The sequence below is a fragment of the Neptuniibacter sp. QD34_54 genome (assembly GCF_047778055.1).
Taxonomy (GTDB): Bacteria; Pseudomonadota; Gammaproteobacteria; order Pseudomonadales; family Balneatricaceae; genus Neptuniibacter.
In genome coordinates this window covers 2,559,273-2,581,295 of the sequence record NZ_CP180546.1, presented here as the reverse complement: position 1 = coordinate 2,581,295, position 22,023 = coordinate 2,559,273, and the positions used below count along the sequence as shown (strand labels likewise).

The following is a 22,023-nucleotide window of genomic DNA, read 5'->3' as shown; positions in this document are numbered from 1 at the left end:
ATGGCTAAGAAAAACTGTACGCGTTGTTTAGTCATGCGTTTTGCCTTAGTTTTTATGGCAATTGTTGTTTTGTTTATGCTGAACGGACTTAACCAATTTTTTAACTAAACACTTATAGGAAGGATAATCATGGATAGAAAACTTCTGTTAATGCCACTATTGAGCGCTTTATTGATGATGCCGACCTTAGCAGAGGCGCGCATCTATGAATATGTAGATGATAGTGGTCGTAAAGTGTTTGTGGATCGTCTTTCGAAAATTCCTGCCAAATATCGGGATCAGATGGCAACCCGCGAGGAACAGAAGGACAAGCTTGATCCACTTGAGCTTCAAGCTTTCAATCAAGGAACCGATGCAAAGCAGCGTCAATTAGAGTTAGATAAGGCAAGAGCCGGTATCACAGAAGCGATGAAAAAGTGGATTACACCCTTTCAGTTTCACGCTAACCGTATCGTTTTACCAGTCAAAGTTTTCTATGGTGCTCGTTCAACTCAATTATCGTTGGTTATGGATACAGGGGCTTCTTATACAGTTGTGCACAAGCAAGCTATTAGCTCTTTAAATGCTCAATTGCGAAAGGGGAGTTCTGCTAGAGTTGCCGATGGTAGTGTGGTCGATACACAAAAAATACACTTTGACCGTTTTGAACTTGGCCCTTATAAAGTAAAAGGTGTTACCGCTGGTGTATTAGACTATCAGGGAGGGAGCGCTGGAACTGATGGTTTACTTGGAATGGATTTTTTATATCAAGCGCGCTATGAAATTGATCGGGAAAAGAAGCATATTGTCTGGGACCCACAACGCTACAAAGAATTGCAAGAAAAACTGGTTGAGATTGACAGGCTGGAGCAGGAGTTGAAGGGGGCACCCACTGCTCCAGGAGCTGACAATCAGCAAGAGCCAGATGTTAGAAATAGCGCTCCACAGTAAGTTGCAGATGGTCATCTTTATTTAGGCTATAACTCAGGTCAGCTGGGTTATCAGCCGAAAAGAAACGGCCATCTAAACTTAGCTTCCAGTTATCCCCAAAACGCCTACTTGCTTCAACGATCATGCTATTACTGTGGTAGTCCAAATCATGGCCAATACCGGCCAGTACTTCAGTGCTTTGAGTATCGTTTAGGGTTAGCCTTGCTCCCATAAAGACGTCATTTTGGATAGCAGCATCAGCTGATTTACCACGCTTATCCCAGCCGTATTCCAGCAAAACACCTATGTCAGCAGAGCTGTCTTGAATACCGTAAAAGGTATATTCAAAACCACCTTGAGCAGCCCAATAGTTTTCACTTTTAGTGTCGCGATGAATGGTTTCTAACTTCCAAAGCCAATTGTCTAACGTAGCTTGTAAGTCAAAACCAATCTGGTTCATCTGCTCGTAATGGGGTACTAAGATCGTCTGGCCATTCACTGATTGGACTTGTAGTTTAGGATCTCGGTTGGTACCTCTAAACCAATAAGCTCCTAAGTCAAAGTCACCAATCGTGTGGCTCCAGCGGATTGCAGTATCTATATGTTTATTGCCTGCGCTGGATTCAAAGGTCGCTCTATCAGTATCGATCACGAGGCCTGCACGTAGACGACCATCTGTGCTAGCAAAGGTGCGCTCTCGGAACCCTGGTAAAAGGTAAAGATCGATGATACCCCAGTCTTTGACTAAGGATAGATTGATCATCTGCTGGCCTAGTTTGTCTTCCCCATCAAAGTCCTCGACGCCATCAGTCTGGTTGATCACATCAACGAGGTGTTGGAATTCGGTAACACCCCAAAAGACTTTACGCAGACCAGTACGAAGTTCCCAATCATCAGATACATGCACCCAGCTTAACTCACGAATATCTCCATGAGTTCGCTCGCTGTCATTTTCATCTAAACGAAGAAAAGGGGTAAAGGTTAAACTATCAGCACCATCGTTCCATTCCCAATAAAGTTCTGGCTCGAAAGAGAAGGACAAATTGGTGTCATAGTCTTGCCCCGTGAATTGAGCGCTTTGAGTAAAGAGGCGTAGATCAGCGGTGGCTTTACCTGACAACTCAAAGTAGGTTTCTGCCTGAGCAGGCAGGGCTGTTAAAAGCCCTGCTGCTAGTGCAGTCGTGAACGTCTGCCTGATCATCTTAGCGCGCTCGTTTTAGCGTGTTTTTATTGAAGTCTTTATCAGTTAAACCTGTTTTGAACTGATAAGAACCATAGGTCAGGTCGGTGCTTTTACCTGTCTGGTGGTTCACCATTTTCATTAGATCAGGACGCCAGTGCTTACCTTCATACTCTTTGTATTCATGGTAAGTCAGGGTTTTAAGTTCAGAGTCTTTACGGTCGTAAAAATCGATTTTCCATGGACGGTACTCTGCTTGATCTAACCACACTACACGTCGGGTATAACCAGAGTTCTTATCCACTGGGTATTGTTCAATTACAAAACACGTACCGCCTTCACAGGCTTCATCACGTAGATACTTGTATGTGTATTTTTCTACCTCAAATGAAGATAGATCCTCGTAAGCAAACTCAGAACCCATAAATGGGCCGGATTTGTTACGTGAAGCAATACGTTTTACGCGTTTCAACGCAGGTAGGTAAAGCCACTGATCGTCTGCACCAACAGGGTGTGAGAAGCTTAGAAAAGCAGTGCCTTTAACATCTCTAGGCTTGTCGAATACAGATAGGCTTTTATCACCATCGTTATCAACTTCTAAAGACTTCATACGAATCTCGCGTACACTTTCCTGACCCTGTTTGTTACGCAGAATCATATTCATCTGCGCTTGCATATCAGTCCAGCCAAGATCGCTTGCTTTAGCTTCTTCTGCAATACGTAGGCCTTTTTCTTCAGCGGTTTCAGCTATCGCAACGCCCGAAGTTAGAATCATGCCTGCAATGCATACAGATTTAAGCGGGTTGGTTAACAGAGTCATCTTTCTCTCCTTCAGAGTTTTTAAGTGCTGCATTAGCAGGTTGTACAGGGCCAGTTTGCGTCGAGTTAGCTTGCATAGGGTCATTGCTTTCTGAGTCTTCTTGCTCTTCCTTAGCTGTTTTATCTAACAGCATCAGAAGTGGTGGCAAGAATAAGAAATCCACAATTAATGCGATCAAAATAGTCAGTGCTGTTAGTAGACCCATATCGGCGTTCACTTTAAAGGTGGACTGCGCTAACACCATAAAGCCTGCTACCAATACAAAGGTGGTTATCCATAATGCTTTACCTACGCTAGCAAAGGCGTAACCTACAGCTTCTTTACTGTTCTTGTTACGGTCTCTGCGAGCATGTAGGTACTTGCTCAAGAAATGGACCGTATCATCTACCACGATACCTAGTGTCATGCCGGCAACAACTGAAAGTGCTAGGCCTACTTGGCCATCAATCAAGTACCAAACACCAAAACCCATTGCCGCTGGTGCTAAGTTTGGAATCAGGCTGATAAAACCAAATTTTACCGAGCGTAATGCAAAACCAAGCAATACAGAGATCAGTACTAGTGCTAGAGATGTGCCAATCAACATGCTGTAGATATTACGCTGGCCAATGTGTGCAAACATAAGGCTAGGGCTTGCAATATCCACTTCATAGTTTGATGCATTCTCTGCAAACCAGTTATAGATGCGGCTTTCCAGCTCAATCTGCTCGGTACTGGTCATATTATTGAACGTAGCGATGATGCGAGTAGAAGATTTATCCACGTTTAACTGGTTATTTAGATCCAAACCGTAAGGCAGAGACATTTCGTACAGCAATAAGTATTGCGCTGACAGTTCACGTTCATCTGGTAGTTTGTAATACGCAGAATCGTCACTGTGCATGTTTTTGTTTAAGCGTTTAATAATATCGCTCAACGTATTCACGTGATCAGTTTCAGGTTGCACTCGTAGCCATTCAGTTAGATCTCCCACAGTTTTAAGAAACGCAGGGGAATTAATGCCACTGGCTTCTTTGGTATCGATGGAGATCTCCATTGCTGTCATGCCAGATAGATTATCTTGCATGTAATCAGTTGCCTGACGGAATGGCACGGTTTCATCGAAATACTTTACGAAGTCATCATTTAGCTTGTTTAGCGGTACTAAGAAAACGGCCGCAATCATCAAAACTGACATCGCTGGAAGTAGCACGCGACGCTTCGCGATTACAAGATCTGCCAGTTTGTGCATGAAGTCATTCTTACCTTCTTCAAGCGGTTTAACGTGGACAGGTAGTAAGCGCAGCATTGCAGGGAATATTGTTACTGAGAAGATAAAGGCAAGCATGACGCCCGCAGCAACCATATTACCCAGATCTCTGAATGGAGGAGAATCTGAGAAGTTCAGGCTTAAGAAGCCGATTGCAGTGGTCAAACTGGTTAAGAAAATTGGTTGGAAGTTAATCCGTAGACTGTCTTGAATCGCTTTCTCTTTCTTAACGCCCTGACGCATCTCATAAAACATAGTGGTCAGTATGTGCACACAATCTGCTACCGCTAAGGTTAGTACCATAATTGGGGTACTTGCAGATGGGCCAGTTAAGTAGAAACCTGTCCAGCCGGCTAAACCCATAGTTGCAGCAATAGAGAAAATGATCACGACAACAGTTGCTAAGGTGCCGCTAAAATTGCGTAATAGCAGTACCATACCGATGATTACTACTAAGAACATCAAAGGCACTAGCGTCGCATTGTCTTCGATGGATGCTTCAGCAAAGCTGTTGTTCATCATTACCATACCTGAAAGGTGAACTTTCAGATTTGGGTTCGCTTGAACAAATTCATCGCGCATTTCACGAACTTTGCTCACAACCTGAGGTACTTCAACTACAGGATCAACGCCCGGTAGCTGTACGGTGATGTTTACAACCGTGACATGAGCCTCTGGAGAGATTAGCTTGTTTACCAACAGAGGTTCATTAACAGCGATCTCTTTAAGCCTTGGCATATCCGCATCAGTCAACGTTTCAGCGTCTAATACCAGATCTTCAACGATCATGTCGTCTTCTTCAGACCAGGTATGCTGATAGTTGGTAATCGAATCTACGCGGGTAGAGTAGGGTACCTGCCAAGATTCAGTCGTCAGTTCTTGAATCGCCGCAAGGGTTTTTGGAGTAAACACTTCCCCATTTTCAGGTGATATAACAAAAGCAACATTGTCACTTTTGCTGTAAATCTTCTGCATCGCTTCGAATGCTGTCAGTTGAGGATTCTCATCACTGAAAAACACGCGATAGTCGCTTTTGAAGACCAGATTTTTAGCGCCGTAAGTTGCGCCAACGACGAACATTATCGAGAAGAGAACGACCCAAATCGGGTGGTTCAACACGAATCGGAAAAGGCGATCTCTCATTTTCCTGCTCCAAGGGCCCTTGCGGGGTTGATTGCGGTTAAGCAATATTAGTTATTTCTTTTTAATGACGAAACGTCATTTACTAAGGTTTAAAAAACGGTGCAAGCACCGCGTTTTTTAATTCATTGCAGTTTATTCAGAACTGCACATCAACTGCTTTTGCTGAAGCTGTTTAACTTCTTCAGCAAAAAGTTCGGTTTTAAAGCGCTGAATGCTCTCATGCCATTGATGGTCTTGGGTATAAGGCTTCCAATTCAGGCCATCCAGTAAAATATTTGAGTGATTAACTAGCTCTCTTTCTAGTTGCATTTCAGCTCTAACGTTACAGCGATCCAGGGTCTCATGAAGCAAGGCGATTGTACCGAAGCTCATTGACCATAAAGAAAACGCTACTTGAGCAGGGCATAGGTGTGGCTGTAACGATAAATCACCATTCGCAAGGCCTGAAGAGATCACCTCCAACATGCCGCCCAATAACTTGTTTTCTAGAATAAGGTGCTCTTCTTGACGCTTTTCGGTTGATTTTTCCCGAACTGACGGTGTCTTAGCAGAAAGAACCAACATAAATTCTGTAGGGTTTAGCTGTGAATGGAGCATATAGCCATACCCAACGGCGAGCATCTTCTCGCGACTACTGCCGTCATATTGAAAGGCGCGTTCGAATAGCGCTCCTAGTCGTCTAACACAGCGGTTACATAGACCGGTTAAGAGGTCTTCTTTACAGGTAAAATGGTTGTATACGGTGCCTTTAGAGTAAGGCAGCCTTGCTACTACTTTATCTATAGTGAGCCCTGCCACACCTAATTCACTGATGATCTGTATAGCAGCTTGCATAATTTCTTCTTCACGGGCTTCTAAATCGGCTTCGTGAATAACTTTGGGGCTCATATTCTTTTCTATTACCTATAAATGACGGTCCGTCAAAAATACTGTTTTTTACTCAACTGAGCAAGTGTGAAAATTGCAACAATCCGTTGCTATTAAGAAACAGTTTTGCAACAACGAATATCTATAAGTAATGACTATTAGTGATTCTAATAATCTTTAATATGCTAACTATCTTATTTAGTTTTTAATTATATTCCTTGTGGGCTTTATACAAGAGGGCTAGAGCTTGGTTGAATTCAGTTGGTTTGTTCAAAATAGGTGAAATATATTAATAAATCTTATTTTGTCACGAAGTTGCATTGTTCAGTGTCTACACTGCTTACTGTTAAAAATGATAGTCCTTATCTTTTTAACGCCTGTTCCCCGGTATGGAACCAGGGGGAGTTGATTCATAGATGAAGAAACTGTTGTTCAAACAGGAAAGGAGTGCTTGATATGAAAATACCAACCTACGTGCTTGCAGTAAAAAATGAAACTGAAGGTCAACTTCAGCTCGCTCCTCAAGGGGTAAAGGTTGCAGACATGCCGGTGTGTTTTTCGCAAGAATACGCTTCGCACCTTTTTAATTTCAGTGAATCTCGTGTTCAGTGCAAAGAGGGTGAGAGTGTTTTTCTTTTAAAGGGGGATGTGGATATTTCTGGCATAGCTCAGGAATCTGATTTCCCCGAAGCATTTAAAGCATTACTGAAAAATAATAACGACTTAGAGGATTGGACTGTGCTTCGGCAAAAGTCTGCTCTTTCTTCCGATTCACAAGAATATAAACGCAAAGTGCAAGAAGATCTCGCTCGAACACATATGTTGTTGAAAATAAACAAAACACTTATGTGATGAGCCGAAAAGACAAGGCCGCGATTATTCGCGGCCTTTTTCTATCTAAAATGTGTGGGGGATTAAATATCCGCTTCCGCTAACTTTAGATCTACAACGGATTTGAGCAGCTTAAACAATCGAATGGATGCGTCGATCTCTTCTTTACGGTTGGTCAAACTCTCGATGTTCAAACCTACAGGAATACCAAGCGGCATGACTGCTTCTAGAATCTGCTCTAAATTGTTACGGCAGATACGAATGGATTCTTGTAACGGGCTATGAGCATCCATGATACGGAAGCGGGTCGCTTCTGGTACTGATATCCCCAGCCATTCCATAAATTCCAGCGTCTTAGTACTGCCGCATGGTGTGAAGGTCAGAATGACACGCTTTGGTTTAACCCCATCTTCACGACACTTACGAGCGTAACTACTCAACATATCGATTGTTGCTTGCGCATCGTAAACTGCTTGAGAGATAAAGAACTCACAACCTTGCTCAGTTTTGCTAACTAAACGCTCGTGCTCATTACGTTTAGAGGCGTGACGTTCGGCAATTGTTACTCCGCCCAGTTGGAAATTTGCTGGGTGTTCTGCAAGGGCTGCGTAAGCATCATTAAGGCTTAGTTGGATATCTCCATCAGAAGATGGGCTTCCTACAAGAACAGTGTCACGAACACCATATTCGTTCCAAGCTTCATCTAACCAAGAGATAAAAGCTTCTTTATCACGCTGAGACACACTCTTGTATGTGATAACCGGCTTATCTGCTTTTTCACGGATTAGCTTAGAGTACGCTCGTGGATCTAGGGTGCGCATGAATGGAAACGGACGTGGCTTGTCGATACGGCTACTTTCATCCTGAATGTCATAAACAATCAGACCATCAAAATCGACATGTTGCAGACGTTCTAGCAGTTTGTCCGCAATGCCTTGTGCGGTTTCTTCTGCAGTGCCATCTTTAGGCGGTGTTGTACCAAATAGATATACACCACGGCGGTCGTCAGCAAACTTTGTTCTTAAATCCTGTTTCATTGTAGTTTTTCAATTTCTATCTAAGCTGTAATTGCTGGCTATTCTAACAATTAATATTATTCATGTGTTTAAGTTATAAGATGAAAGTTTTTTAGTTAAAGTTGAGTAAATTTAATAGGCTGCAGCAAAAGTTGGGAGTAGAGAGTTTGAGCCAACCAAGTTTTGATCTATCTGAAGCAAGTAAAGCGATTGAAAAATCAGGAGAGGGTATACCGCCATTGGATAAATGGAATCCGGATTTTTGCGGTGATATCGATATGCGCATTTGCCGCGATGGCAAGTGGTACTACCAAGGAACAATTATCGGTCGCCCGGCAATGGTTAAACTATTCTCCAGAGTATTGTGGTTAGAAGAAGGCAAGTATTTCTTGAAAACGCCGGTGGAGAAAGTTGGGATCGAAGTGGAGGATGCCCCCTTTCTGATGACCGAAGTCCAAGTAAAAGAGGGCGAAAATGGACCAGAGTATCAATTTATAAGTACTACTGGCGATAAAGTAGTTATTGGCAAGGGCCATTCGCTCTGGGTAGAAGAGTGTAGCGAAACCTCAGAACCCTCTCCTTATATTGATGTTCGTTTCGGAATGAAGGGTTTAATCCATCGTAATGTGTTTTATCAACTCGCCGAGCTCGCTGTAGAGCAAGAAATAGATGGAAAAGTGATGCTTGTCATTGAAAGTCAGGGAGAAACTTTCATATTGGGGGATGTCACCTAAATTTAAAATGAACGCTCAATTTTAAATGTAAGCTACTGAGAGTGGGGCTAAGATTAAGTCGTTATGGGGGGAGTATGAGTTCAGAACATCGTTTTTCTATTTTACTGGTGATTAAGCAGTCATCAGATTTAGAGTCACTTTGTAATATGGTGAAGCGTCACTTCCCGCGTTTCTATATTGCAAATACTGAGGAAGAAGCTCTCTCATTGATCGTAGAGCATAAAATCGATGTGCTATTGATGGGGCTGAATACCATTCAAGAGAACGAAATCTGCTACCTACATCTCTTAAGTGCTAAGAAAAATATCGAAAGGATTCTATTCAAGAAAATTGTTTTCTGTAGTCGGGAGGATCTTAAAGAAGCATTTTCTATCTGTAATAAGGATGTCTTTGACGACTACTTTATAGTCCGCCCACTTTACGACCCATATCATTTACTATTGAGGTTGCGGTTTATTCGACGTGCGCTTCATGACCAAAATAGCTTTGGCTCAGATAATTTTTCAGTCGAAAACCTTTGCGAGTATTTTGATCAGATTATTTCATGTAATGAAGACATATCGGATCTTAATGCTGAGAGCTATGACAAGCTTATGCACCTTGTTTCTTTCTCGATGGATAGAATGAAAGAGAAGATCATACAAGAGGGAGGTTTACATGAAGATCATCATGCTGATATGCGGAGTTTGTTCGATCAACATAAAGAGCAGCATATCCGTGAAGTTCAATTACAACAAACATCTGTAAAAGAAAGCCTTCAAGCTAAAGTTGACCGCGCAACTAATCTGACTAAACAGCAAAAAGAGACTTTGCAGGCCAGTGATACAGTTGTTTTTGATGATAGTAATATCTTGTTACTTGAAGATGAAAGTGAACAACGGGATCAAATTAAAGCGATCCTAGATTCAGGAGGTTACAAAGCTCAGGTATCAGGGTGCGCGAGTCATTCCCTGAAACTTCTACAGAGTTGGAAACCAGATATTGTTTTGTTGGACTTAACTCTTCCGGATATGAGTGCATTGTTTGTTATTGATAAGATCAAACAAGATCCTGATATGGCTCATACTCGCATTATGGTTTTAGCCAAACCGGGGGATACCCAGAATGCACAAGAAGCGATGAAACAGGGCGTGCATGAGGTGATTTTAAAGCCAATCGATCGCGATATGCTGCTTTATAAAATGGGGCATAACCTTCAAGCTTTGAAAGATCAAAGTAAGTAAGATTTAAGGGGGCGCGTAAGATCCGCGCTCCTCCTTGTTTTAAGGCCGCTATTTTCTACTAAGGTTCTTTCTGTTGGAGCTCTAAGTAATTCTTTATTCACTTTTCGCTGTGCGCCAGCCCGTCTAATTTCAAATAATCATCTATATTTTATTAAGCAACCCATTGAATAGCATACAGGATTGATATGCGAAACATTGTGTCTTTGATTTTTTGGCTGTTGGTAACACTTGGTACGGCACAGACGGCTGTGGCTGCTACTAAGATCATGTTGATTCACAGTTACCATCAAGAGATGAAGTGGGTGGAGGATCTCACAGCAGGTGTAAAACAAGAGTTAGGCGACGAATATCAGTTATCCATTCATCACATGGATACTAAACGTTTACCCAAAGGGATGTTTAAGTACAGTGCTGCAAGAGCTTTTATTGCTTTTGAGGAGCAAAAGCCTGATCTGGTTATCATCTGTGATGACAATGGTTTTGGCCTGTTAGGCGAGCAGATAGCAAAAACCACACCGGTAGTTTTTTGCGGTATTAACTCGGATATTCGTCGTGACTATCCTTGGGTTCTCAGTGCTAAGAATATTACTGGGGTAGTTGAGCGCCCGATGATTAAACGTTCAATTGTAGAATTTGCTCGAGCAACTCGTTTAAAGCTGAGACGGGTCCTGATTTTACTGGGCGATAGTTTAACCGCTGATGCGATCTATCAGTATGATCTCGGAGGCAAATCTAATTTTAGTATTGCTAAGAACATTCGGGCTGATGTTGTCAGAGTTTCGAGCGCAAATGCGTGGAAAGAACAAATTAAACTCAGCAAAAAGCAAGGGTATGATCTTATCCTGATAGCCGGTTATGCCGCCATGCATGAAGAAAACGGTGAATACGTAAGCTTTGATGATTTAAGCCGTTGGGTATCGACTAACTCACCTGTAATGACAATAACTGCTCATGAGCAAGCGATTGGAAAAGGAAAGGTAATGGCAGGGATGGTCGTCAGTGGTATTTTGATGGGCCAAGATGCGGCAAATCTAGCGAAACAATTACTAGCTTTACCTAAAGGCAGCGCACAAATTCCAATGCACTTTCAAAGCCAAGGGAAAATGATTTTAAGTCGTCACGAACTTAGGAACTGGGGGCTAAAGATAGATAACATCACTTCAAGATCCATCATCTTATTACCTTAAATTTAAATGAATGTTATTAAGTTCTTGCGGGAGTATTTCCTCTTCAGGAATTGTTGATGTAACCTGAAATACTAAATTCCTGCTATCTTATAGATACAGGTCCACGACATACGTACTGCTGTATTGATATATTCTTTCTAGGTGGCTTGGTACAGGGAGTATCTGTTGAGAAAAACGATTGTACGTACCCTATATTTAATCGCCGGATTTATCTGTGTGCTTCTCGGTTTGATCGGGGTTATTTTACCTTTACTACCAACAACGCCATTCCTTTTAGTAGCGGCATTTTGCTTTTCTAGAAGCTCTGAAAGGTTGCATCAGGCGTTGCTGCAAAATAAGTTGTTTGGAAAGATAATCCAAGATTGGGAAAAAGATGGCGTTATTCCTTTAAAAGCTAAATGGTTAGCAACGGTTATGATGTTAGCTATGGTTAGTTATCCACTGATTTTCAAAACCTTTCACTATGGCCTCAAATTAATTGTCGTTGCTACAATTGTCTTTGCCCTATGCTATATCTGGTCGCGTCCATCAGAACCGTTGTTAAAAGGCAATGAGGGATGAAATGAGTGTGGTCCGGTTTCTTCTTTTTTTATTATTTAGCAGCAATGTGTTAGCGGTTGAACAGCTGTCTTTTACAGAAGAGGAAAAGAAGTACCTCACATCTAAAGAACAGATAACGATGTGTATTGATCCAGATTGGTTACCTTTTGAAGCCATTAATGATCAAGGTAAACATGTGGGTTTGTCTGCTGACTTTATGACAGAGTATTCTCAAATGATGGGTATTCGAATTCAGCTTGTTCCGACAAAAAGCTGGAGTGAGTCTTTGCACAAAGCTAAGGCTAGAGAGTGCGATATCCTATCAATGCTAAACGAAAGTCCAGAACGTAGCGCCTATCTTAATTTTACCTCTCCTTATGTGACCGCTGCAGTTGCTCTAGTCAGTCGTACCGATGTTCTGTTTATTGATGGTTTACCTGCCTTGCAGGGTAAAGTTTTGGCTCTGCCAAAGAACTATATATATGAAGAACTTATTCGACGCGATTACCCTCTGATCAAAGTGGTGTATACGCAAACACAAAAGGAAGCAATTAAACTCGTTTCCACAGGTAAGGCCTATGCCTCCATTGGTACTCAAATCAGCATGCTAAGAGATATACAGGAGCTCGCAACTCATAATGTAAAAGTTGCAGGTTTTACTGAGTACAAAAGTGTTTTACGGGTTGGGGTTCGAAAAGATGATGCTTTGCTGTTAAGTATCTTTTCTAAAGCAGTTGATGGCTTATCCCCACAGAAAACTAACCAGATTTTGCAACGCTGGTATAGCGTGACTGTACAGAATAAATTTGATCAAACTTTATTGTGGCAGTTACTGGTCGTCTTTTTCCTTATATCTATGATCTTTTTTGTCCGCTTTAGGAGCATTAGGCAATTCAATCAGATCCTAAAGGAGAAGAATAAACAGTTAGAGCGTATTAGCCAGACAGATCACTTAACGGGTTTATATAACCGTTTAAAAACGGATGCCGCGATAAAAGCAGAAGTCGCCCGGGCAGAACGTTACGGCGGTAGCTTTTGCGTTATGCTTTTTGATATTGACCATTTCAAAGCGGTGAACGATAACTGTGGGCACCAAGTAGGGGATAAGGTACTTATCGAAGTCAGTAATTTGGTGAAAAGTAATATTCGAGAATCCGATATCCTAGGACGGTGGGGCGGTGAGGAGTTTATGCTTGTGACACCTGAAATGGATATTATCGGGGCCGAAAAGTTGGCTAATAAGCTTCGGGTATTAGTGCAAAATCACATTTTTCCTAGTCAAATTGATATCACGGTTAGCTTTGGTGTTGCGGAGTATAAAATGGGGGATAGCCCAGATGCGTTGCTCAATACAGCAGATAAAATGTTATATAAATCTAAAGAAGCTGGTCGAAACAGAGTCACGATTAGCTAGAAAAATCTCACAAATCACCTTTCACAAGGGAGGTGATATTTCGCTTCCTTTCCTCTTTACCATCAAAAAATCTATCTTTTTATTGTTTTTCAATGTGAAAGTTTCTCATTAAAAACTAGATAAAATTTTACTAAAAACACCTAAATACCCAGAAAACCAAGGAATTACTGAAGTTTAAGGTGCTTTTAAAACAATGTTCAAAAATTTATATACAAAATAGATAAAATTTTACTAAAAACGCGCTTTTAATAAGGTTAATTGGCACTAGGATTAAGGTAACTACAGTTACTGAGGCATATAGAGCGACAGTGATTGGTAACAGCAGTAATGATTAATCGAAAAATGTGCAGGTAAACGTTATGAGCACTATCAATAAAGGCTCTTCACCTAAATATAAGATCGCTATGCTTGATGAACAGGGCAGCTTAGCGGCTTGGAGTCGTGAGATAGAGGGGTCTGAATTTAATTGGGCGTTTGTTCGTTTAGATTCGAAAGAGAGCTTAATCGATCAATTGGAGCAACATAGATTCGACGCGGTTATTCTGCCTTGTTCGATGCGAGCAGTAGTCGATATAGAATTGATGGCTAATTTATCTCGCATTCAGCCGCACTCTGTTAGAGTTTTCCTTGGGGCAGAATTTTGGAATGCCGGTTTTAAAGCGAAAGCTGCTGAAATTGCACATCGTATTTATCCAAACAATGTTCCAATCCAAGAGGTTGCAGAAGAACTGGAGTACCAGATTAAGCTGGTTAAGCTGCTTAATCGTTCATCCTTGCAGACTTATGTTTCAACTGTTGGGTGTTTACCGTCGCCACCAAGTATGTATCGTCAATTGACCGAAGCGGTTAACTCAGATGTCGCGGATCTTAAAGAGATCAGTGAAATTATTGAGCAGGACCCATCGGTGGTTGCGCAAATCATGAAACAGGTGAATTCGGCATTCTTTGGTTTTAGTCGTCCAATTTCTGATCTGCGAGAAGCGATCTCTTTATTGGGCGTAAGAAACCTTAGAAGTATGGCATTGAGCAGCCAATTGAATAACCAGTTTAAAGAAGGGCAAGATTGGGATCAGTTCTCTTTTGAACAGATGGGCCAACGTTCTTTACTAGTAGCTCGCCTAGCACAAGCGTTATCGAGAAGAGCTGGAGCGAGCAAAGCAGTTCAGGATCAAGCCTTTTTGGCAGGTTTATTACATGATTTAGGTGTCATGATTATGGCTGCCCATGATCCGGCACAGTATAAAAAATTGATCAACTATGCCGTTAAAAAACAAAAGCCGATCTATTTAGTAGAAAAAGCCGCTTGTGGCTTCTTCCATGGTGAGGTTGCTGCTGCTTTATTGGCATTATGGAATTTACCGCCGCAGGTTGTTGAGGCCGTCATGTTGCATCATGTCCCTCATCTGTCTGCGGCTAAAGAATTCAGTCCGTTAACTGCAGTACATGTTGCGGACGCTATGCTTCCTTCGGTTGATGTAGCAGGAGAATGTGATCTGGCGAGTAGTTTATCGCTACGTTACCTAGATCAAGTGGGCGTTATGGATGAGGTCCCACAATGGCGCATAGTCGCTAATGAATACCGTGTTCGCATGGTATCCAACTTATAAAAAAGAGAGGATCTCTTATCGCTGGAAAGAGTGCCAGTCCTTACCGGGAACATACGTCGGGGTCTGTGAAAGGTAAGGTCTGGTTTTCTTTTATCTTCGTGGTGTAAACAGTAACGCCATAATCTTGCTACAATTCCTGCTTTCTATCTTCTACTGGCATCGCTGTGGCTAGAGCAAATAATTCATCCTCTAAAGCATCTACTCAAAAGAACAAACAAAAATCAGGTCTGCATCCGCGCAATCCGCATACAGCACCTTATGATATTCCTCGTTTGGTTAAAGCATTTCCTGAGTTAGCTGAATACACCTATGAAACGCCACGAGGTGAAACCTCTATTCGCTTTGCAGAACCTAAGGCGGTAAAACTACTCAATCAGGCGTTATTAAGCACTGAATACAATATTCAGTTTTGGGATTTCCCTGAAGGCTATCTCTGCCCGCCAATTCCAGGCCGCGCTGATTATCTTCACTATATTGCGGATCTACTGGCTGAATCTAATGGCGGGAAAGTGCCGGTTGGAGCGCAGGTGCAAGGTTTAGATGTAGGTACCGGAGCTAACTGCATCTATCCACTGATTGGCAGCCAGAGTTACGGTTGGAAGTTTGTTGGTAGTGATATCGATCCTGTTTCCATTGCCTGTGCTGAACAGATAGTCAAAGCGAATCCTGTTTTGAAAGGGAAGCTTAAGTGTCGACTACAACCATCCTCTCAGCAGGTATTCAAGCAGATCATTAAACCTTCTGATCGCTTTGCATTCACTATGTGTAATCCTCCGTTTCATGCTTCACTTCAAGAAGCGACAGCAGGGACTAGACGGAAGATTAGAAATTTAAATCGTGGCAAACAGACATCTTCCGGTAATGATCAAGTACTAAATTTTGCTGGGCAAGGAGCAGAATTGTGGTGCAAAGGAGGAGAGATAGCTTTTGTAAGGCAGATGATCAAAGAGAGTGCAGTCTTTGCTGAACAATCGCTCTGGTTTACCTGTTTGATATCTAAAAAAGATAACCTGCCCATGGTGTACCAAGCTTTAAAAAATGTAAAAGCTAAAAAAGTAATTACGATAGACATGTACCAAGGACAAAAGCTTACTCGGTTCGTTGCTTGGAGTTTTCACTCAAAACAAGTGCAATTGGATTGGCTTAGTCGGGCCTAGGTCAATATTTTGATCCATTATTGAGTATCGTTATCATTAATGAGCTATAGTTAGTTTCCAGTATGGAATCCAAATTGGATCCTAATGTTACATAAGGAAAAGTTAATGTCGGTTAAGTGTCTTGTTTCAGCTTTAGCGCTTAGTTTGAGCATTGCGATGCCTGTTAGTGCTGAAAATCACCACCAACAAGCGACTAAGTTCAAAGTACAGCAATTGACCGACAATATTTCGATGTTACGTGGTAAGGGCGGAAATATTGGGCTCTTAGCTGGTGAGCAGGGTTTATTGATGATCGATGATGATTATCGCTCTATGTCACCTGCATTGAAGAGGACTCTGCAAAAGTTTGGTGGCGAAGATAAGCTGACTTACATTATCAACACCCATTGGCATGGCGATCATACAGAGGGTAATCATCACTTTGGTCATCACGCGACTATTGTCGCGCATGATAATGTGCGTGAGCGGTTGCTTACCTCTCAAGAGGTTAAGCTCTTCAATATGAAAACCGAGCCTTATCCAGAACATGCGCTGCCGTCTATTACCTATCAACAAGCTCTGACGCTCTACATCAATGATGAAGAGGTCGAGTTACTTCACCTAGCTGGTGGCCATACCGATGGCGATTCTGTCGTCTTCTTCAAAAAGGCCAATGCAGTCCATATGGGTGACCTTTATTTCAATGGCTTTTTCCCCTTCGTAGATATCCAGAATGGCGGTAATGTTGCCCGCATGGCGGAGAATGTAGGTAAAGTACTCGAACTGATAGACGACAAAACCATTGTTATCCCAGGTCACGGTCCCGTATCAAATAAAGCTGAATTGATGATCTTCAAAATGATGCTGGAAGGCACGTTGGCCGAAGTGCAAGCGATGCAAGATAAAGGGATGAACTTGGGTCAGATGCAGTTAAAGGGTCTATCCCCTAAATGGCAAAGCTGGACTACCGGTTTTCTTTCAACAAGTGTTTGGATCGGCATTCTTCACAGCAGCCTTGAAAAATAAGCTTATTCATAACGCGCACTTTTTCTATCTCTAAGTTTTTTGCTTTCGAACCTTCGTTTAGGGGACGGCGTTTTTGATAGTGAACGCTGTCCTGTTTCTATGACCTCTTAAAAATCAGTAAGTAATGATGATATCTAAGGATAGGTTTATCGATTTTAATTGAGGTGTAATTCCAGAATAAACTCGAAAAACCTGAAATTATATCTACGCTTTGATTATGTGCTTAACAGCGATTACTCGCTGAGCCTGTGACATAAGAAGAGTGTGCCGATGTATAAATTGTTGTCGTTTCTGCGTGGTTTTTCGTTAAAAGCTCGCGTGCGTTGGGCGTTTTTTATTGTTCTAAGTATTGGTATTACGCTCTCTGCCTTTCTTTACTGGCACTATACAGAAAAAAATAGACTCCACGGTCAGGTGCAGCATTTAAGTAACAGCCTGCATGCGGTTGATGAGTTTAGATATAACCTTTCTCGGATCGAGTTAATCAGTGCAGAAATGTTGGTGTCCTATCCAATCGATCAGGACAGATACCTCGAAGCTTATACAGCACTTCAAGAAACCAAACAGATCTTTAACTTATCTATCGCGCCTTCACTCTCGGGTCGAGAAGGCCTATCCGAATTTAATAAGCTGCTGTTTCATCACTTTACGCTGTACAGTCAACAGTTAAGACACTTTCAGAGCCTCCTAGAGGAAGATCGCATTTCCGATGCCAAGCAGTTCTATGTGAAAGCACTGGGCGTGCAGGAATATCATAAGCAAGTAGATTCTGTTGCTGCCGAGTTTAGAAAGAAACTACTCGCTGTAAAGGGAGACCTTTTAAAGCAGGCGCAAGAGCAAGAGCAGCTCTTTAATACACAGTCAGCTTTACTCTTAATCTTTATTGCCATAGCCAGTTTCTTGATGATATCGGCCACACTAAAAGCAATGTTTCGGCCTATTGGTTTGGTTAAAAGGACGCTAATTTCACTAGCTGACAAAAAAACGGCCCAGCGAGAAATTTCAAAAGCAGGACAGCCTCAAGAGATTAAAGAGTTGCTTGAGGCGGCTACAGAGCTGCGAGATGAACTGTTACAAGTTGAAAACCAGCGCTGGATCAAAACTAATATTTCGGAGATCAGTGCTGAGCTCCAGCAGATAAGAACGACCAATGAGCTGGCTAAATCGTTTTTGCAGAAAATCGCACCGCTGATCCATCTGGGCCACGGCGTTTTCTATCTATTTAATGAGCAGGAGAAAGAACTAAAGCTGCTGGAGGGATACGCATTTAGAGAGCGTAAATTTCTTAAGCAGACTATTGCTGTTGGTGAGGGGTTGATTGGTCAGTGTGCTTTAGAGATGGCCCCTATAATTTTAACTGACCCACCAGAAGACTATATCAAGATCAGCTCGGGTGTCGGCGAAGCGAAGCCTAAGAATATTTCTGTTTTCCCTGTGATTCACAATAACAAACTGCTTGCGGTGGTTGAGCTCGCTAGCTTTGTTGAATTTGGCCAAACAGAACAAGCCTTTATCGAGGGTTTACTGCCTATATTGGCCATGAATTTAGAGATCATTGAAAGGAGTAATAAAACCCAGCTATTGCTTAATGAGAGCCGTGAGCAAGCTGAAAAAATGGAGCGCCAAGCAACATTGCTAGAAGAGCAAACTGCCGAGATGGAAGGGCAGCAGCGCGAGATTAAATCGGCAGAAAAACGAAGCCGCCTCATTCTCGAAGCAGTTAAAGACGGTATTGTTGGGTTAAATACTCAGGGGGAAATCACCTTTGCCAACCCCGCTGCTTATGACTATCTGGGCTTTACCGAGGACGAATTTTTAGGCCAAAACTTCCAAACACTCGTTCACTATGCAGATGAAAATGGCGAGCCTTACTCGGAAGATTCAAAAAGCATTTGTCATACGGCTGTGGATGGTGTTGCTCGTTCCAGTGAAGATGAGGTTTTGTGGCATAAAAAAGGTCATGCTTTGCCGATTGAATACACATCCACGCCCATTTTTAGCGACGATAAAATTATCGGCGCGGTGGTTGTTTATCGCGACATTACGGAAAGGAAACAGGCGCAAGATGCCCTTAATGAGGCCGCGGGTGAACAGAAAGCGATCCTCGAAACTGCAACCCGTGCGATTGTGTTACTGAAAGATCGCGTAGTACAACAAGCGAATAATAAATTATCTGAGCTCTTTGAACGTCCTATGGAAGACCTAATGGGGCACAGTACTTTGCAATGGTACCCCGATGAGGAAACGTTCAACTATATCGGTGAGTATGCCTACGGTGAGCTAGCCAAAGGCAAAGTGCATCAACAGGAAGTCCAGATGGTGAAAGCCGATGGTACGCTTTTCTGGTGCCATTTGAGTGGTAAAGTCCGTGATCTTGACGATCTCTCCAAAGGAACGGTTTGGATGCTGGAAGATATTACCGATCGTAAAGAAACCGAAGAGAAGGTGAATGCCTATTTCGAAAATTCTAGCGATGGTCTGCTAGTACTAAGCCCGAAAGAGGGCTTTATCCATGCTAACCGCCGTGCTGCAGATATTTTTGGCTTCGAAGATATCAATGAATTAATAAAATGCTCCCCAGAAATGTTATCCCCAGAGTACCAACCCGATGGATTGCTCTCCTCTCAAGAGATCGATCGTCATGTAGAGGTTGCGTTGGCAGGCACTGAGCCTCACCAGTTCGATTGGGTGCATAAAAACACTTCAGACGAGGAAGTGCCTTGTGAAGTCTCATTAGTGCCTATTAGCTTGAAGAATAAACCTGCTCTGATTGTCAGTCTTCGTGACATAGCCGAGCGTAAAGCGGCTGAACAGGAGATGCTAAAAGCGAAAGAGCTTGCTGAGGAGGCAACCCAGGCTAAGAGCGATTTCCTCGCCAATATGAGCCACGAAATCAGAACTCCGATGAATGCCATCATCGGTATGTCACATCTTGCTCTACAAACTGAGTTAAATACCAAACAAAGAAATTACATCGAGAAGGTCAATCGCGCAGGGGAAAATCTCTTAGGCATCATCAATGAAATCCTAGACTTCTCTAAAATTGAAGCAGGCAAGATGACACTCGAATCGACCGAGTTCTACCTTGATGATGTGATGGAAAACATAGCCAGCATTCTAGCCATGAAAGCGGAAGAGAAGGGCTTAGAACTGCTGTTTGATAGCCCTGCTAATATCCCTACCGCTTTGATTGGTGATCCACTGAAACTCGGACAAATTCTGACTAACCTTGCCAACAATGCTGTGAAGTTCACTGACGAGGGCGAGATTGTAATCAGTATCCATGTGGAAAAGATGGAGTCCAAGCACGTTACCCTCCATTGTGCGGTTAAAGATACCGGCATAGGCATGACCCTTGAGCAGAAAAGCAAAATGTTCCAGAGCTTCTCTCAAGCCGATACCTCAACCACCCGTAAATATGGCGGTACTGGATTAGGCCTAGTAATTTCCAAAAAGCTAGTCGAGCTGATGGAGGGTGAGATCTGGCTGGAAAGTGAAGTCGGCCAAGGCACGACGTTCCATTTCACGGCGCGTTTAGGCTTACAAAAAGATCCTATGCATCGCCGAATGTTCCACGCCGAAGAGTTGGATGGTGTAAGAGTACTGGTGGTGGATGATAATGCTGCTGCTCGCGACATTATCGCTAATCTTATTAACAGTTTTGGTATGCAGGCGGATACCGCTTCTGATGGCGATGAAGCGGAACAGATCATTGTCGAACACCAAGCTCCCGATAATCGTTATGACCTCTTATTAATCGATTGGCAAATGCCGCAAAAAGATGGTGTCACTACCCTTGAAGATTTAAGACGCAATGAGAACATCATCTGCCCACCGGCCATTATGGTAACCGGTTATAGCCGTGAGGATGCTATCGATGAAGCAAGCGAACGCGGGGTGGAGATAGAATCTGTTCTGACCAAACCTGTGACTGCCTCGTTCTTGCTTGAAGCCATAGGCACTTCGCTGAATAAAGGCACAGTGGTCGAAAATCACCGCTCTGCTGTGAAAGAAAAAGAACGTGTTGATCTAGCCGGGCTCTCAGTCTTGTTAGTTGAAGATAACGAGATGAATCAAGAGCTGGCTACAGAGCTATTAGAGCAAGCAAAAATCAGCGTAAAGGTTGCTAATAATGGTCAGGAAGCTGTTGATATCTTATCGATGGAAACAAATTTCGACATTGTATTGATGGATTGCCAGATGCCGGTGATGGATGGTTTTCAGGCAACCGAAAGAATACGGCAGATGGAGAAAGTGAAACACCTGCCAATTATTGCCATGACCGCCAATGCCTTAACAAGCGATAAAGAGCGAGTGCTGAATGCGGGCATGAATGATCATATTGGTAAGCCGATCAATATTGATCAGATGTATGCAACCATTGAGCGTTGGGCCTGTGTATCAAAATGTAATTCTCGTGTTATCGAGTCTGCTCCGGTTACCCAAGACTTAGACTTTCCAGTAATACCTCACGTTGATACAGCCAAGGGACTCTCCAGTATGCGGGGAAACCAAGAGCTCTATCTTAAAATGTTAAAAGGGTTTTATGAGCACCACCGAGATTTTGATGCTCAATTCACCGCAGCGATTGAAGATGAAGATCCTACCGCACCGATGCGCTGTGCCCACACTTTGAAAGGCGCTGCTGCAACCATTGGTGCCACAGAGTTGGAAGTTTTAGCAGAAGAGTTAGAAAGCTTATGCGCCGAAGCAAACTTTAAAGTGGCTGACATTCAAGGCGCTGTTAAAGACGTTGCTGAAGAGGCCGCGTTAGTCGTGGCAAATATAGAGGCATCAGGTCTTATAGCTACGGCTAGTTTGGCATCAGGTCAAAACTGTAATGCAGAAAAACTAATTGCATCTATCCCTAAATTACGAAATTACCTTTTAGAGAGTGATAGTGAAGCGCTTGAGGTTATAGAAGCCCTTGAGAGTGAGTTAGGCGGCAAGGCTTTAGAGATACTTGAGCCTGTTGCGAAGGCAATCAATGTGTTTGATTTTGATCTGGCATTAGAACGTCTTTCGGAGATGGAAGAGGCTATCAACAATCTCTAAATATTTAAGTGTTCGGCTGTAGTTAGTTCCGATTAAGGTTGTGTAGCTATACTGATTTTAACAACCTGCTAAAAAGACATATTTGC

The 22,023-nt window shown here is 42.6% G+C and carries 16 protein-coding genes; 11 read left to right on the top strand and 5 right to left on the bottom strand.

Annotation, left to right across the window (positions count from 1 at the left end; genetic code table 11):
• Positions 1 to 129 precede the first annotated feature (129 nt).
• On the top strand, positions 130 to 930 hold the full coding sequence (locus ACMXYP_RS11650) for a retropepsin-like aspartic protease (RefSeq protein WP_415881809.1): 801 nt from the start codon (positions 130 to 132) through the stop codon (positions 928 to 930).
• Here ACMXYP_RS11650 and ACMXYP_RS11645 read toward each other — a convergent pair.
• The 4 genes from ACMXYP_RS11645 to ACMXYP_RS11630 form a co-directional block, all read right to left on the bottom strand.
• A complete protein-coding gene (locus ACMXYP_RS11645) occupies positions 908 to 2,110 on the bottom strand; it encodes a hypothetical protein (protein WP_415881808.1) in 1,203 nt (400 codons plus the stop codon). The two genes, ACMXYP_RS11650 and ACMXYP_RS11645, sit on opposite strands and share 23 nt — an antisense overlap.
• Position 2,111: 1 nt before the next feature.
• A complete protein-coding gene (locus tag ACMXYP_RS11640) occupies positions 2,112 to 2,909 on the bottom strand; it encodes an outer membrane lipoprotein-sorting protein (protein ID WP_415881807.1) in 798 nt (265 codons plus the stop codon).
• A complete protein-coding gene (locus ACMXYP_RS11635; RefSeq protein WP_415881806.1) occupies positions 2,884 to 5,301 on the bottom strand; it encodes an efflux RND transporter permease subunit in 2,418 nt (805 codons plus the stop codon). Before ACMXYP_RS11635 ends, ACMXYP_RS11640 begins: the two co-directional genes overlap by 26 nt.
• 132 nt (positions 5,302 to 5,433) lie before the next feature.
• Positions 5,434 to 6,189: a TetR/AcrR family transcriptional regulator gene (locus ACMXYP_RS11630; protein WP_415881805.1), complete on the bottom strand. Its 756-nt coding sequence runs from the start codon at positions 6,187 to 6,189 to the stop codon at positions 5,434 to 5,436.
• A 435-nt stretch (positions 6,190 to 6,624) separates the two neighbouring features.
• Here ACMXYP_RS11630 and ACMXYP_RS11625 point away from each other — a divergent pair, with 435 nt between their 5' ends.
• A complete protein-coding gene (locus ACMXYP_RS11625; RefSeq protein ID WP_415881804.1) occupies positions 6,625 to 7,020 on the top strand; it encodes a hypothetical protein in 396 nt (131 codons plus the stop codon).
• Between the two features lie 62 nt (positions 7,021 to 7,082).
• Here ACMXYP_RS11625 and ACMXYP_RS11620 read toward each other — a convergent pair whose 3' ends face one another.
• Positions 7,083 to 8,036 carry a methylenetetrahydrofolate reductase gene (locus ACMXYP_RS11620; protein ID WP_415881803.1) on the bottom strand — a complete coding sequence of 318 codons (954 nt, stop codon included), beginning with the start codon at positions 8,034 to 8,036 and terminating at the stop codon, positions 7,083 to 7,085.
• A gap of 146 nt (positions 8,037 to 8,182) precedes the next feature.
• On the opposite strand from ACMXYP_RS11620, the gene ACMXYP_RS11615 reads away from it, so the two are divergent.
• The 9 genes from ACMXYP_RS11615 (at position 8,183) to ACMXYP_RS11575 (ending at position 21,937) form a co-directional block, all read left to right on the top strand.
• Complete coding sequence (locus ACMXYP_RS11615; RefSeq protein WP_415881802.1) at positions 8,183 to 8,749, top strand: DUF1285 domain-containing protein; 567 nt, start codon at positions 8,183 to 8,185, stop codon at positions 8,747 to 8,749.
• A gap of 74 nt (positions 8,750 to 8,823) precedes the next feature.
• On the top strand, positions 8,824 to 9,972 hold the full coding sequence (locus ACMXYP_RS11610) for a response regulator (RefSeq protein WP_415881801.1): 1,149 nt from the start codon (positions 8,824 to 8,826) through the stop codon (positions 9,970 to 9,972).
• 185 nt (positions 9,973 to 10,157) lie between these two features.
• Complete coding sequence (locus ACMXYP_RS11605) at positions 10,158 to 11,159, top strand: ABC transporter substrate-binding protein (RefSeq protein ID WP_415881800.1); 1,002 nt, start codon at positions 10,158 to 10,160, stop codon at positions 11,157 to 11,159.
• A gap of 165 nt (positions 11,160 to 11,324) precedes the next feature.
• The gene (locus ACMXYP_RS11600) at positions 11,325 to 11,720 is read left to right on the top strand and encodes a YbaN family protein (RefSeq protein WP_415881799.1); all 396 of its coding nucleotides are present in this window, start codon (positions 11,325 to 11,327) and stop codon (positions 11,718 to 11,720) included.
• 46 nt (positions 11,721 to 11,766) lie between these two features.
• Positions 11,767 to 13,113, top strand: coding sequence for a diguanylate cyclase (locus ACMXYP_RS11595; protein WP_415881798.1), 1,347 nt, complete (start codon positions 11,767 to 11,769; stop codon positions 13,111 to 13,113).
• A gap of 359 nt (positions 13,114 to 13,472) precedes the next feature.
• On the top strand, positions 13,473 to 14,720 hold the full coding sequence (locus tag ACMXYP_RS11590; protein ID WP_415881797.1) for an HDOD domain-containing protein: 1,248 nt from the start codon (positions 13,473 to 13,475) through the stop codon (positions 14,718 to 14,720).
• A 164-nt stretch (positions 14,721 to 14,884) separates the two neighbouring features.
• Positions 14,885 to 15,877 (top strand): 23S rRNA (adenine(1618)-N(6))-methyltransferase RlmF, encoded by a 993-nt coding sequence (rlmF, locus tag ACMXYP_RS11585; RefSeq protein WP_415881796.1) that lies wholly within the window; start codon positions 14,885 to 14,887, stop codon positions 15,875 to 15,877.
• Positions 15,878 to 15,982: 105 nt separating this feature from the next.
• Positions 15,983 to 16,882 (top strand): MBL fold metallo-hydrolase, encoded by a 900-nt coding sequence (locus tag ACMXYP_RS11580; protein ID WP_415881795.1) that lies wholly within the window; start codon positions 15,983 to 15,985, stop codon positions 16,880 to 16,882.
• A 270-nt stretch (positions 16,883 to 17,152) separates the two neighbouring features.
• Positions 17,153 to 21,937: a response regulator gene (locus ACMXYP_RS11575; protein WP_415881794.1), complete on the top strand. Its 4,785-nt coding sequence runs from the start codon at positions 17,153 to 17,155 to the stop codon at positions 21,935 to 21,937.
• Positions 21,938 to 22,023: the final 86 nt, after the last annotated feature.